The 13,434-nt window shown below is 61.2% G+C and carries 11 protein-coding genes; 4 read left to right on the forward strand and 7 right to left on the reverse strand.

Annotated elements, in window-relative coordinates; all coding sequences use genetic code 11:
* Positions 1–218: 218 nt before the first annotated feature.
* From ACNHKD_RS00675 to ACNHKD_RS00695, 5 genes are all read right to left on the reverse strand, one after another.
* On the reverse strand, positions 219–878 hold the full coding sequence (locus ACNHKD_RS00675) for a peroxiredoxin (protein WP_442755211.1): 660 nt from the start codon (positions 876–878) through the stop codon (positions 219–221).
* A gap of 144 nt (positions 879–1,022) precedes the next feature.
* Complete coding sequence (gene sorB / locus ACNHKD_RS00680) at positions 1,023–1,331, reverse strand: SorB family sulfite dehydrogenase c-type cytochrome subunit (RefSeq protein ID WP_442755212.1); 309 nt, start codon at positions 1,329–1,331, stop codon at positions 1,023–1,025.
* A gap of 12 nt (positions 1,332–1,343) precedes the next feature.
* Entirely contained in the window at positions 1,344–2,561 is a 1,218-nt protein-coding gene (sorA, locus tag ACNHKD_RS00685) for a SorA family sulfite dehydrogenase catalytic subunit (RefSeq protein WP_442755213.1), read from the reverse strand.
* A 311-nt stretch (positions 2,562–2,872) separates the two neighbouring features.
* On the reverse strand, positions 2,873–3,973 hold the full coding sequence (locus ACNHKD_RS00690) for a WD40/YVTN/BNR-like repeat-containing protein (RefSeq protein ID WP_442755214.1): 1,101 nt from the start codon (positions 3,971–3,973) through the stop codon (positions 2,873–2,875).
* Positions 3,974–3,975: 2 nt separating this feature from the next.
* A complete protein-coding gene (locus ACNHKD_RS00695) occupies positions 3,976–4,245 on the reverse strand; it encodes a MoaD/ThiS family protein (protein WP_442755215.1) in 270 nt (89 codons plus the stop codon).
* Positions 4,246–4,508: 263 nt separating this feature from the next.
* On the opposite strand from ACNHKD_RS00695, the gene ACNHKD_RS00700 reads away from it, so the two are divergent.
* Positions 4,509–5,888 carry a tryptophanase gene (locus ACNHKD_RS00700; RefSeq protein ID WP_442755216.1) on the forward strand — a complete coding sequence of 460 codons (1,380 nt, stop codon included), beginning with the start codon at positions 4,509–4,511 and terminating at the stop codon, positions 5,886–5,888.
* Here ACNHKD_RS00700 and ACNHKD_RS00705 read toward each other — a convergent pair.
* Together ACNHKD_RS00705 and ACNHKD_RS00710 are read right to left on the reverse strand one after the other, a co-directional pair.
* The gene (locus ACNHKD_RS00705; protein WP_442755217.1) at positions 5,885–8,569 is read right to left on the reverse strand and encodes an MMPL family transporter; all 2,685 of its coding nucleotides are present in this window, start codon (positions 8,567–8,569) and stop codon (positions 5,885–5,887) included. The genes ACNHKD_RS00700 and ACNHKD_RS00705 overlap by 4 nt on opposite strands.
* Before the next feature lie 22 nt (positions 8,570–8,591).
* The gene (locus ACNHKD_RS00710) at positions 8,592–8,774 is read right to left on the reverse strand and encodes a hypothetical protein (protein WP_442755218.1); all 183 of its coding nucleotides are present in this window, start codon (positions 8,772–8,774) and stop codon (positions 8,592–8,594) included.
* Between the two features lie 472 nt (positions 8,775–9,246).
* Here ACNHKD_RS00710 and ACNHKD_RS00715 point away from each other — a divergent pair, with 472 nt between their 5' ends.
* The 3 genes from ACNHKD_RS00715 (at position 9,247) to ACNHKD_RS00725 (ending at position 13,349) form a co-directional block, all read left to right on the forward strand.
* Positions 9,247–11,493, forward strand: coding sequence for a copper-transporting P-type ATPase (locus ACNHKD_RS00715; protein WP_442755219.1), 2,247 nt, complete (start codon positions 9,247–9,249; stop codon positions 11,491–11,493).
* Between the two features lie 248 nt (positions 11,494–11,741).
* A complete protein-coding gene (locus ACNHKD_RS00720) occupies positions 11,742–12,167 on the forward strand; it encodes a response regulator (protein WP_442755220.1) in 426 nt (141 codons plus the stop codon).
* Between the two features lie 87 nt (positions 12,168–12,254).
* Positions 12,255–13,349, forward strand: coding sequence for a two-component system sensor histidine kinase NtrB (locus ACNHKD_RS00725; RefSeq protein WP_442755221.1), 1,095 nt, complete (start codon positions 12,255–12,257; stop codon positions 13,347–13,349).
* Positions 13,350–13,434 lie beyond the last annotated feature (85 nt).

Genomic DNA, 13,434 nt, shown 5'->3' on the forward strand with positions numbered 1-13,434 from the left:
GCCGCGCGATTGCCGCGCGGCTACAGCGACGGTCTTCGCCAGCCTTAGACCAGTTCGCGCAGCAGCGCAGGCAACGGTCGGCCTTTTCCGGCGCGGCGTCGAAAATCGGCGTCCGCATCGTGCGGCCAGCGATAAGCATGCGGCCCCAAACGCCGTCAAAAGCTGGCGAAAATCACGCGCGGAACCGGGTGCGCTCCGCCGGGGCGCCGCTCCCCTACTCAGCGCGGTTGCGGCACTATCCGAAGATAGGGTTTCAGCGCCTTCCAGCCCATCGGATAGGCTTTCTTTGCTTCCTCGTCGGAAACGGAGCCGGCGATGATGACATCCTCCCCTGGCTTCCAATTCACCGGGGTCGCGACACGGTGCTTCGCGGTCAACTGCAAGGAGTCGATCACGCGAAGCACTTCGTCGAAATTGCGGCCCGTCGTCATCGGGTAGACAATGATGAGTTTGATCTTCTTGTCCGGCCCGATCACGAAGACGTTGCGCACCGTCTGATTGTCAGCGGGAGTACGTGTGCTGGCGTCGCCCGCGGCGCTCGCCGGCAACATCCCGTAGAGCTTTGAAATGCGCAGATCCGGGTCGCCGATCATTGGGTAATTCGGAGCGGCGCCTTGCGTCTCCTGAATATCCAAAGCCCATTTCGAATGGTTTTCGACCGGGTCGACGCTCAGTCCGATGAGCTTGACGTTGCGCCGGTCAAACTCGGGCTTGAGTCTGGCGACGTATCCGAGCTCCGTCGTGCAGACAGGGGTGAAGTCCTTGGGGTGCGAGAACAGGACCGCCCATGAATCATCGATCCAATCATGGAATTTGATGCGCCCTTGCGTGGTCTCGGCCTCAAAATCGGGCGCCGTGTCGCCAATCTGGAAAGACATTTCGACCTCCCTCATTGCCCAATCCCGGCTCGGAGATCAACCGAGGCCGCAATACGCAGCTAGGCCCATCATATCCCGTTTCAAGGCCGCGCCGACGTCATCGCCATGAATGTCCCACATGCGATGAAAACGCCCTGATCCAATTCAATAGGCGCGGGAAAGATATTCGACGATCGGCTTTACATCCGATTCAACAATCGGAGCATGATAGGCGTTGACCATCTTCAGCACCACGGCCTCCCAAAACCTTGGGCCAAGCCGAGGCGGCTGCGTGCTCACATAATCGGCCGAGTGACATGACAAGCAGTTATTCTGCGCAGCCTCCATACCGGGACCTGGCCGAAAACTGGCCTCCTCTCGAGGAAGAGCGTAACTGCGAGGCTCTGCCAGCGCCATGTTCGAAAAGACCAGGACGCAGGCCATAGAAGGCGCAAACCGTAAACAGATCCGCATATGGGTCCTCCATCAATGCGCAATTACGCGCACCGTCTCCACGGCGTTGCGCATGTATCCCGCGGGATTCCATAACGGACTCATCGGCTGGGATTGGCCGATTGCGTTGATGGCGCAAACTCTTAAAAAATGCTCCCCTTCAGGGAGTTGCGTCATCAGGCGCCACTCCCTGAAGGAGTAGCGGCCAAGGTCTGGTCCAAGTTTCGCGTCAGTCCAATCCTGACCCCCGTTGATCGAGACCAGAACCGTCTTGACGCCGTATCCGCCATCGAAGGCTATGCCTTTTATCAGCGTCTCTTTCCGCGCCGTCACCGTAGCGCCGTCACCGAGACTGGTGATGAATGAGCGGACGTCAAAACGTTGAATAGGGGCGGTCGATGTCGCTACGCGTCCCGGTTCCGTACAGGCGCAGGCATTGTCCGGTATGCGATAGGCCGACTTCATCCAGAACCCGTCAAAAACCTTATCAACCACCCTTATCTCACTCAAATGCTTTACCCAGTACGTGCCATAGTGGCCGGGCACAACGAGCCGCGCGGGATAGCCATTCAACCAGGGCAAATCTTCACCGTTCATTGCGTAAGCGATCATGACTTCGCCGTCGCGGGCGTGATCGATGTCCAAGGCTTTTATAAAATCAGGCGTCTCCGGCAGCACAGGCCGATCAAGACCGTTGAAGACGACTTGGCGCGCGCCTTCCTGTACGCCTGCCTTGTCGAGCACCACCTTTAACGGAACGCCGCGCCATCGGGCGTTGCCCATAGCGCCATTTCCGAGCTGCCCTCCGCCGACGCGCGGTTCGAAGAATCCGCGGCTGTTCCCTGAACACTGATTGACGGCGATAACATCGATTGGCTCAAACGCGGTCTTAAGTTCATTTAACGAGAGGGACAACGGCCGGTCCACATTGCCGCTGACTTCGATGCGATGAGCCTGGGGGTCGATCGACAGCGGAATGTCGGCCAGATGGTAGCGTACAAAAAAAGCATCGTTCGGAGTGATCGGTCCCTCGTCGAAGACCGTAAACGGAGTCTCCAGTTGGGGCGGTCGGGAGGTAAGCCGTATTAACGGCCGTTTACCGGGATACTGAACCAAAGGGCGCTCGCCATTGGCGAATGGGAGGTGAACGCTTTCCTCTGCGAATGCGCGCTGGAGAAAAGCGGCCTTGCTTAGTGGGACGCCAAACATGGCGCCGCAGGCCGCCATTAGTAGGGATCGACGATCAGCCATGACAAAGCCGCTGTCGAAACGGATCCGAAGACGTCACCATGTTCCCTGCTTTCGCTCGTCATGCCCGCTGACGTCTGGCGCAAAGAAAGGCCCGTGATTTATCCCGACAAACCAGAAGGCGATACAGGTTTTCATCGCGAACGTAAGTATGGCTCACGAGATCGGCGTCAATAGCCGCCGCGCGAACGCGACGCCACGGATTCCGCGCCATCCCGGAAGCGCAACCGAAATGGCCATTTTCAAGAAGGAAAGCACGGAGTGGCGGGCCGCATGGCGCGGGCCGTCCGCTTGCCGCCGGAAAGCGGAGGAAATCATGCAAAGTGTACGGCATATATCGGCGGCAACGTGTGCGTCACGCATTGCCAGCCGTCGCCCTGATCCTCGCTGATCCACAGACCTCCCGTCGTCGAACCGAACGCCAGTCGGTCCCCCGACGCGTCTATCGCCAGCGCGTGGCGGTAAACGAGATCATAGGCGTGGCTCTGAGGCAGACCGTTCGTCAGCAGGTCGAAACTCCTGCCGCCATCCCGAGTGCGCGTGACGACCAGACGGCCCTCGCAGGGGATGCGCTTCTCGTCTTTAATTCCCGGAATGAACCACGCAGTGTCCGGGTCCCGCGGATGCACCACGACCGCGAAGCCGAAGGCGGACGGCTTCACGCCGGTTATTTCGCGAAACGTCCTGCCCTCGTCGGAGGAGACAAAAATGCCGTTATGGTGCTGAACCCACATTCGTTCGGGAGCAGCGGGACATTGTACGAGTCGATGAATGTCTTGCGCTATCGGATCATGCGTGAGCTCGGAAGGCACATGTTCGGCCCGCATGCCCGCGCCGCGCTGACTCCAGCTTTCCCCCGCATCCTCGGAAAACCAGATTCCGCCGGTGGAGACAGCCACCCACAGGCGCCGCGGATTGCGCGGATCGACAATGATCGAGTGAATGCCCGGCCAGTCGGCGCCTCCGCCCATCCATTGCGTGCGTTTGGGGTGTTCCCAAAGCGCACGGACGATCGTCCAGCTCTCGCCGTGATCCGCGGAACGAAAGAGTCCTCCGGGCAGCGTGCCGCACCAAAGCACGCCCGGCTCGTTCGCTCCGCCAGTCGCGAGCGCCCAAATTCGCTGCGTGCTCCACGGAATGGGACGGCCCCACATATCCTTTTCGTCGAGTCCGTCCGGCTTTTCCGGATAGGCCGGCGCGGCAATTTCCTGCCAGCCGTCGCTGGTCGATCGGTGCAGTTTGACGCCGAAATGGCCGTGATCGAGCGCAGCGTAACCAAAGCCGCTGCGCGCGTCCGTCAGCGCGAGGCTCACATTGTCGCCCAGGAACTCGACGCCGTCGATATCCCAGCGTCCCGCGTTGCGGACGACTCTGAACAACCCCTTGCGCGTCGAAACGACGATCCGATTGCCCACGTTCAGCCCCCTGACAACGCCTGGAAGACATGAACCACGCTGCCGGGCGTTACAGGATCAGACAAGCGGACGCGGTCGCGAAGGGTGTGGCCGTCGATGAAAATCGTCATATGCTTGCGGAGCGCGGCCTGATCATCAAGCACATAGGAGCGCGCCCGGGCGTTTTCCCTGAATGCATTGTCAAGGACTTCACGAAGCGTCGCGCCGTCGGCTTCTGCTTCCGGGCAGGCGACATGACGCTGTATGTTGGCGGTGAACAGGATTTTGACCATCCCGCACGCTCCCTCGGCGAAAGACATCGTTGATCCTATTTGGAATGCGCTCCCGAGCCAACCCCAACCAGCTAAACTCTCGGTTCGATCGCGCTTGGATTTGTGACGGCAATGCCCGGATGCGCCTGCCGTCCCACCCAGCCGTCTCGCCCGGGCGCAAAGACATATTCAAAAGGAGTTCAAAAGGAGCTGAACCGAGACAGCGGCCTCTCGCTGAACATGGCTGCGGCCCTATTTGCAAAGCGACCGCGAGGACGCGCCGCATGCACACGATCATCGAGCCGTTTCGAATCAAGATGACCGAGGCGTTGCCCATCACCGCCCGCGTAGAGCGGCAGCGGCTTCTCGAAGCGGCGCAATATAATGTCTTCCTGCTGGACGCCGAACACGTAACAATCGACCTATTGACGGATAGCGGCACCGGCGCGATGTCCGACCGGCAATGGGCGGCGATGATGATCGGCGATGAAAGCTACGCCGGCAGCTCATCCTGGCGGCGGTTCGAAAAAGCTGTTCGCGACATCACTGGATTCAGGCACGTCTTCCCGACCCATCAAGGCCGAGCCGCTGAGCGCGTGCTCGCCGCCACGCGCCTAAGACCCGGAAACGTCGTTCCAAACAACAGTCATTTTGACACAACGCGAGCCAATATCGAATATGTAGGCGCCAAGGCGATTGATTTACTGGCTCCGGAAGCGCGGAATCTTTGCTCGGAGGATCGGTTTAAAGGAAACCTGGACCTCGCGGGACTGGAAAGGCTGATCCAGGCCGAGGGCGCGGAAAACATTCCCTTTTGCATGATCACCGTAACCAACAACACAGCCGGCGGCCAGCCTGTTTCGATGCAGAACATCAAGAGTGTAAAGCAAATACTTCAGCGGCGCGCCATTCCGTTGGTTATCGACGCTTGCCGTTTCGCAGAGAACGCCTTTTTCATAAATCAGCACGAGCCTGGATATTCGGATCGCGACCTGCTTGAGATCGCTCAAGAAATGTTCTCGCTGGCTGACGCCGCGACGATGAGCGCCAAGAAGGACGGCCTTGCCAATATTGGAGGATTTTTCGCCTGCAACGACGATTATTGGGCGGAGGATTTTCGTAACCTGCTTATCCTGACAGAGGGCTTCCCGACTTATGGCGGGCTTGCAGGTCGGGATCTGGAAGCCGTCGCCGTGGGATTGATGGAGGCTCTGGAGATCAACTATCAGCGTTATCGCCACGCCACCGTGGAGTATGTCGCGGAAAGGCTCTTGGCTCGGAATATCCCCCTCGTCCGCCCGCCAGGAGGGCACGCCGTATTCATCGACGCCGCGGCGTTCTGCCCGCATCTGACCTCGAGCGATTATCCGGGGATCGGCCTCGTAAACGCGCTCTACCTCGAAGGGGGCGTTCGCGCGGTTGAGCTCGGCAGCGTCATGTTTGGTAGGCCGGCCTCGGAGGGCGTCGGCGAAATGCCGGCGCCTCATGAACTGGTGCGATTAGCTTTTCCGCGACGGGTCTATACCCAGAGCCATTTCGATTATGTGATCGAGGTTCTCGAATCGGTCCATCGCAACCGTGACGCGATCAGACCATTCCGAATAATCAGGCAGCCGCCCTTCCTCCGCCATTTCACCGCTCACTTTGCGATCGCGGACAATTAACTTGAGGGCGGCCGGCTCGCGTTGAGGCGTTCGCCTTCGTCCGGCGCCCGCTCAAGGGCCGCGTTTCGCCAGCCGGGAACGACTGCCCGAAGGGCTCCAGGGAAAGCGTCTTGTCGAGGTTCTCCCATCAGAGCGGGCTGGAACAGGACGGCCGACGCGAGCGTGCAGGCGAGGGAGAGAGCGAGGAGTTGACCCATGCTCGACATGCCAGGATTGCTCGACAAGGATAGGCTTCCGAAGGCTGTCGCCGTGAGCAACGCGCTAAAGAACACCGCACGCGTCAGGGGCGACTGAAGAAAGGCGCTCTCTCCTCGCCGCCAGGCGGCGATATAGTAGATTTTGAACGCGACGCCGACGCCAAGCAGCACCGGAAAGCTGATGATATTGGCGTAGTTCAGTTTGAAACCGCTGAGCGCGCAGATCTCAAGCGTGACGATCGCAGCGACGATGAGCGGGACCAGGGTCAAAAGGACGTCGCCGATCCTTCGCAGCGGTATCCAGAGAATGATCGCGATGACGCAGAAGGCGATGAGCGCCGCCTGCGCCAGCGCCGCGATCATCGTCCTGGACCACATCAGAACCGCGATGGCCTGCCCCGTCGCATTGGGCTCCACGGCGAGAACCGCGCTTGCAAAATCCCGAATGGTCGCGTCGCTGTTGGGATCGCCTTTGGGAAGGATGCCGACTCTTTGGCGTCCATCCTCGGAAATCCATAAGCGCACGAAGTCGCGCGGCAACGATTCGAGCGTCACGGGCGCTGGATTGAGCGAAAGCTGCAAAGCGCCAATATCTTCCTTGAGCGGTTCGAGAAAGGCCTTCGCGGCGCGCTCCCGAACGACGGCGTCGGCGCTGATCAGCGCGCCGATATCGTTCGCCAGGCGCCGCGCAGCCTGCGCTCCAGCGCCGCGCTCTTTCCCCGCGGCGCTCTCAAGTTCTTTTTTTGCTGTTTCCAGGGCGGATACGCTCTCGTGATCCGTCGGAGTCGGCTTCAGGGGCGGCTGCAGCGCCGGAAGAAGGGCTTCTCCCGCTCGGTGAACAAGATCCAGCTTCGCGTTTTGATCGGAAGGAATGAAAGAATGGATCGTGCGGCTCTCCGCGACATTGGGAATGGTCGCTATTTTGGCCGCGACTGCCCGAGCGTCCTGGTCAGGGCCGATCACAATCTGCGCCGAGTTCGCGTCCATGTATGGATCGCGGCTAAGCTCCATGAAGGTTTGAACGGCTTCGGAAGTCTTTCGCTGAAGGTGGAGAGGGTTGAAATCGAATGACAGAGCGGGAAGAAAAAATACGCCCGCCGTGACGAAAAGCGCCGTTCCTCCGATGATCAGGTCTCGCCGCCGCCGGAGGAAACGATCGACGGGAGCCAATCCCGGCTGTCCGATCGCACGGCGCTCGATCGGCGCTCCGATCGACTGAAGAAGCGCCGGCAACAGCGTGAAGGTCAAAGCGAACGCCACGATCATGCCAAGACCGGCGATCTCCCCGAGCTGGGCGAGGCCCCGATAATGGGTCGGCATGAACGAAAGGAAGCCGGCCGCGGCCGACACGGCCGCCAGCGTCAACGGAACGCCGATGAATTCCGTCGCCTGCTTCAGCGCCTCCCGAATTTCGATAACTTCGTGGCGCTGCGCACGAAATCGAACCGTGTACTGGACGGCGAAATCCGCGCCCAAGCCAATGAACAGCATGGCGAAGGCGATGGAGATCGGATTGAGAGCCCCGGCGACGAGAAGACCGACGCCAGCCGTCACGAGCAGGCCGGCGGCCAGACACACAACGACGGCCGCGACGAGTCGGAGAGACCGAAGCGCCGCCCATAGAATTGCGATGACGATAAATCCGGTGACGACCCCGTTGAAGGCGCTTCCCTCCCGCACGCTGGCAAACTGCTCGTCAGCGAGCGGCACGGGGCCGGTCAGGCGCGTGACCGCTTGAAATTTCGCATGCAGGTCGAGCGCCGCCGCAGCATTACGGATGGAATCGCTCGCTTTTTTTCCGGGTTCGAGTTCGTTGGTGAACAGTTTCGGCTGCACCAAAATCAACCGCCTGCGACCGGACGGTTCCGACGCGCTCCGCATCAGCCCGGCCCAGGAGAACGCCGCAGGCTGCGATTGCGCAATTCTGTCCAGAATGTCGGCGGCGGCGTTCAAGGGATTGGCGACGCTATCGAGCGAATAGCCTTCGACTTGCAGCCCGTGCAAAATATATACAAGCGTCTTGGCGACACCTCTCAAGCTCTGGTCGCTGACAAGAAAGGTGAGGATGGGCTTTGCCCTGACCAGCTGATCGGTAAGGTTTTCGACCTCGGCGGTCGGCAAGAACATGAAGCGGTTCCGCACAAAAAACCGTCCCCCTCCTTGCTCTTGCACCGCATGGAAAAGCGCCGGCTGATCCTGCAGCGCCCCGGCGAGCGCGCGAGAGGCGGCGCCCGCCTGCTCGGCGGTCGGCGCGTCGACCACGACGAGAATCGTGTCTTTCCCCTGCGGAAACGCGGCTTGATAGGCAAGCTCCCGCTTTCGCCACGGCAGATCGCGCGAGATCAGATTGTTGACGTCCGTATCGAGCGCGAAGGCGGAGAACGCATAGGCGCCGGCCGCAAAGGCAAGCGCCAACCAAAGGACAATAACGATGCGGCGATGGCGTGAGGCGAAGTCGACAAGGAAAAGCAGGGCGTCCAGCACGCGTGATCAAAGTCCCTGTTCTTCACGCTGAGGGTTGCAGCCAAGCCCCCAGGAGCGCCCCAATCACGGCGCCCAGCAACGCGCCCGCGAAGGCGAAGGCCATCCCTCCGGCCATAACGCCCAGCACAGCGCCGATTGCTGCGCCGACGCCGCCCATCGCCAAGAGTCCGGAAGATTGGCCGTCGCCGTCGGTCGGACTGACCATGTGGAAATTCCTTAGCGCCACGGGGGCGCGCGCAGACCCTACGAAGGTAGATAGAGTGGGTCGGCAGGGGGAGATACATTTCGATCAGATTTGTTTTTCTACGCGCGACTGCTTCGGATGCGGTCGGCGCCCGGGCAATATGCGTCGCCGGCTCTGTCAAAGCCGTAGGATCTTTACACGGCGAAGCAGCGGCCGCTTCTGTGCGCCCGCGCTTGCGAGCAAAGAACGGGCCCGGCGCCAATTGCGCGGGGGAGCGCGAAATACGCGTCAGGTTGAGAGGGCGCGATCCCTCCCCGCCGATCGAGACAAGCGCCGCCCTCCGCCCAAACCAAGCAGCGACGGCTTCTCAACCAAGACCGGCCTTTTCTCGCGCCTCGGCGAGCGGCTAAGATGCTCCATCGCACCGCGCCTCATCGGGAGCCGCCCGTATGGACGCCATCCAGCAAGACCGCCCGGCCCGGAGGAATAAGCGATGAATCCTGAACGTCTCCATGATCATTCTGGACATCGCCAGCATCAGGGCGCGCCGGTCGACGGAGCTGAATCGATCCGCTCGCCGGCTATCGAGGGCGCCGTCTATACCTGCCCCATGCACGCGCAAATCCGGCAAATCGGTCCCGGCCATTGTCCGATCTGCGGGATGGCCCTGGAGCCTCTGGTCGCCACCACGGACGAGGCTCCGAACGCCGAACTCGCGGACATGACGCGGCGCTTCTGGATCGGCCTCGCCCTGACGGTCCCGGTGTTCGTTCTCGAAATGGGCGGGCATTTTCTCGGACTTCATCGCTACCTCGCGCCGCAACTATCGAACTGGGCGCAACTCGTCCTCGCCACGCCGGTCGTCCTATGGGCAGGCTGGCCCTTCTTCGTGCGGGGCGCGCAATCGCTCGTGACCCGCAATCTCAATATGTTCACTCTGATCGCCATGGGGACGGGCGTCGCTTGGCTTTACAGCGTCGTCGCCACATTGGGGCCGTCGCTGTTTCCGCCGGCCTTTCGCGGCGACGGCGATTCAGTCCCGATCTATTTCGAGGCGGCGGCGGTCATCACCGTGCTTGTATTGCTTGGCCAGGTCCTCGAATTGCGCGCGCGCGAACAAACCGGCGGCGCCGTTCGCGCGCTTCTCGATCTGGCCCCTGTGACCGCGAAAAGGGTCAGAGAGGACGGATCCGACGAAGAGGTCGCTCTCGAGCAGGTTCATGTCGGCGACAGGCTGCGCGTGCGCCCGGGCGAAAAAGCGCCCGTCGACGGCGAACTCCTCGAAGGCCGCAGCACGGTCGACGAATCCATGATCACCGGCGAGTCCATGCCCGTGACGAAGAACGTCGGCGACAAGATCATCGGCGGGACGCTCAACCAGACTGGCGGTTTCATCATGCGGGCCGAGAAGGTCGGCGCCGACACGATGCTTTCGCGCATCGTGGAGATGGTGGCGTCAGCCCAACGAAGCCGCGCCCCCATTCAGCGGCTCGCGGATCAGGTTTCCGGCTGGTTCGCGCCGCTCGTCATCCTCGTCGCCGTGCTTTCCTTCGCCGCCTGGGCGCTTTGGGGGCCCGAGCCGCGCATGAGTTATGGCATCGTCGCCGCCGTCTCGGTGTTGATCATTGCCTGCCCCTGCGCGCTTGGCCTCGCGACGCCGATGTCGGTGATGGTCGGGATCGGACGCGGCGCGCAATATGGCGTGCTCATCAGGAACGCCGAGGCTCTGGAGCGCTTCGAGAAGATCGACACGCTGGTCGTGGACAAGACCGGCACGCTGACCGAAGGAAAGCCCAGGGTCACGGCCGTCCGCCCAGTCGCCGGCCTGAGCGAAAACGAACTCCTGAAGATCGCGGCGAGCCTGGAGCGGGCGAGCGAACATCCGCTCGGACAGGCGATCGTCGAAGCCGCGCTTTCGCGAGGCCTTCCGCTCAGCGAAGCCTCGGACTTCGACTCGCCGGTCGGAAAGGGCGTCACAGGCCGTATTGGCGCGCAGTCCGTCTTGATCGGCAACCGCCGCTTCCTAACCGAGCTCGGCGTCGACGCCGGCTTGCTCGACGAAGACGCCGAGCGCCTGCGGGAAGACGGCGCGACGGCGATATTTGTGGCGATCGACCGTCACCCTGCGGGGATTATCGCCATTGCGGATCCGATCAAGGAGACGACGCCCGACGCGTTGCAGGCCCTCTTTGACGACGGGGTCTCGGTGGTCATGCTCACCGGCGACAATTGGACCTCAGCGCGCGCCGTCGCGAGACGATTGAACCTCAGCGAGGTGGAAGCCGAGATTCTCCCCGAGGACAAGAGCAAAGTCGTCGCCCGTCTGCGGCAGGCCGGGCGCATCGTCGCAATGGCGGGCGACGGGGTGAACGACGCGCCGGCCCTTGCCGCTGCCGATGTCGGAATCGCCATGGGGACCGGAACAGACGTGGCGATCGAGAGCGCCGGCGTCACCCTGCTCAAGGGCGACCTTCGCGGCATCGTGCGCGGCCGCCGTCTGTCGCGCGCGACCATGCGCAACATCCGGGAGAACCTGTTCTTCGCCTTTGTCTACAACGCGGCCGGCGTGCCGCTTGCCGCCGGCGTTCTCTATCCCGACTTCGGCTTGCTGCTCTCGCCGACAATTGCGGCGGCCGCCATGGCTTTGTCGTCCGTCAGCGTCGTCGCCAACTCGCTGCGCCTGCGCCAGACGGAGATCGAGCCCGCCAGGTTGCTCGAAATGCCGCCTTTTCCCGGATAGGCGTGGGCCGATAAAGTTCTGGCTGACGGGCGTCTGTATCGGATCAGCGCCCATATGTGTCTGCCTGATCCATCGCGTTAACCCTTTGGCGCCGGATAAACCGCCATCAGCCATCTAAATTACGTAGTTTTACGGAATGACTTCGACTCGAACGAGGTGAGAAGCTGAACCGCCGACGAATCAAGGTGCTATAAGGCTGGCGTAGACGCGAGCCGCTCCAAGTCCAGAACGTGACTGCAACAGGACCGATGCCGGCCATGCGACAATCTCCCTCGCACGTTTTGATCATCGAAGATGACCCGATAATCGCCGGCGACCTGGAGTGGATCGTGAGAGACCTCGGCCTGCGCGTTATCGGAATCGCTGCGACTCGATCGAGCGCGGTCGCGCTCGTGCGGCAGGCCGCCCCCGATCTTCTTTTGAGCGACATTAACCTGGCAGACGGAAGCTCTGGCGTGGACGCGGTGCTGGAAATCGTTGAAACCTGCCGCATTCCCGCGATCTTCATCACGGCTACGCCCCACAAAATCCCCGCCGAACTGTCAAGTAAGACCTTCCTGGTGATGAAACCGTACAGGGAGCTGACGGTGAAGGAGACGATTGGAGAGGCGCTGACGAGACGCTGCGATTGCCCGAAATACGACGGCTGCCACTGCCCCTCGCTTTCAATTTGAACTTGACCAACTGAGGTTGTCCAATATCGGCTTATTCTGCCAACGCGTCCGCCGGCTTTTTGCCTAAAGCAAAGCACGAGGCTCGCCGTGTCAGAAAATTCAGAAGCGGCCTATCTGGCCGCGGTCGTTAAAGCTGCTCTCGACGGCATCGTCGTCATCGACGGGACTGGCTGCGTTCTCTCCTTCAACCCGATGGCCGCCAGGCTTTTCGGCTACGCGCCGGAGGAAGTTATCGGCCAAAACATCGGAATGCTTATGCCCGAGCCGTACCGGTCCGAGCATGACCATTACATATCGAACTACCTTGCAACCGGACACGCCCGAATAATCGGGACGAGACGTCAGGTCGAAGGTCGACGCAAGGACGGCTCCGTCTTCCCGATGGAACTCGGCATATCCGAGGTCGAGAACGCTGGAGCCCGTTACTTCGTCGGCTTCATCCATGATCTGAGCGAGCGAGAGAAATTCGAAGCTCGGATGCGTGATCTCCATGAAAACAGGCTTGCGCTGATCGAGAACATGACGGTCGGCCTCGCGCATGAGCTCAGACAACCGCTTGCCGCCATCAACGCCTATTTGAATGCGGCCCGGCGCCTTCTCAAGGAAGATGAGCGCGACGTGGGGAAAGCGATCGAAAGCGCCAGCGAACAGACCTTTCGCGTGAGCGACATTCTCGAAAATCTCAGGCAGTTCATCTCACGCGGCGAAACCGTGAAGACCCACGAAAACCTCAACGAGATCGTCAGGGACGCATGCGAATTCACCGATGCGATGGCCCGGTCTCACCGCGTGACGACGATGACGCGGCTTGAGGCGCAGCATGACCGCGTGATTGCGAACCGGGTCCAGATCCAGCAGGTGCTCATCAACTTGAAGCGTAACGCCATCGAAGCGATGCAGGCCTGCGAGAGGCGCGAGTTGATCGTCTCGACCTTCTGTCGGGACGAGCGGTTCGTGCAGGTCGATGTCGCGGACAGCGGTTCGGGCGTTTTGGACGGGGTCAAAGAGAGGCTGTTCGAACCTTTCACGACTTCAAAAGAGCATGGTCTCGGCGTCGGCCTTTCAATCTCCCGGTCGATCATAGAGGCGCACAACGGGCGCCTCTGGGCGGAAGCAAACCCTGGCGGGGGGATGATCTTCAGCTTTACGCTGCCCCTGGCGGACGACGCGGCGATCGAATGAGCGCGCCGCGCGCGCAGACGCGTCGACGAGGAATGGCTACGCTTGCCTGCGTCATGACTATCGGTTTGGCTCTATTATCGGTGTC

Origin of the sequence: Methylocystis sp. JAN1, from assembly GCF_052186135.1 — a bacterium.
In the GTDB taxonomy this organism is placed as follows: Bacteria; Pseudomonadota; Alphaproteobacteria; order Rhizobiales; family Beijerinckiaceae; genus Methylocystis.

Bases quoted from the DNA above. Each gene is read 5' to 3' on its own strand.
- ACNHKD_RS00675 (WP_442755211.1), bottom strand. From the start codon at position 878: ATGTCTTTCCAGATTGGCGACACGGCGCCCGATTTTGAGGCCGAGACC.
- sorB (WP_442755212.1), bottom strand. From the start codon at position 1,331: ATGCGGATCTGTTTACGGTTTGCGCCTTCTATGGCCTGCGTCCTGGTC.
- sorA (WP_442755213.1), bottom strand. From the start codon at position 2,561: ATGGCTGATCGTCGATCCCTACTAATGGCGGCCTGCGGCGCCATGTTT.
- ACNHKD_RS00695 (WP_442755215.1), bottom strand. From the start codon at position 4,245: ATGGTCAAAATCCTGTTCACCGCCAACATACAGCGTCATGTCGCCTGC.
- ACNHKD_RS00700 (WP_442755216.1), top strand. From the start codon at position 4,509: ATGCACACGATCATCGAGCCGTTTCGAATCAAGATGACCGAGGCGTTG.
- ACNHKD_RS00710 (WP_442755218.1), bottom strand. From the start codon at position 8,774: ATGGTCAGTCCGACCGACGGCGACGGCCAATCTTCCGGACTCTTGGCG.
- ACNHKD_RS00715 (WP_442755219.1), top strand. From the start codon at position 9,247: ATGAATCCTGAACGTCTCCATGATCATTCTGGACATCGCCAGCATCAG.
- ACNHKD_RS00720 (WP_442755220.1), top strand. From the start codon at position 11,742: ATGCCGGCCATGCGACAATCTCCCTCGCACGTTTTGATCATCGAAGAT.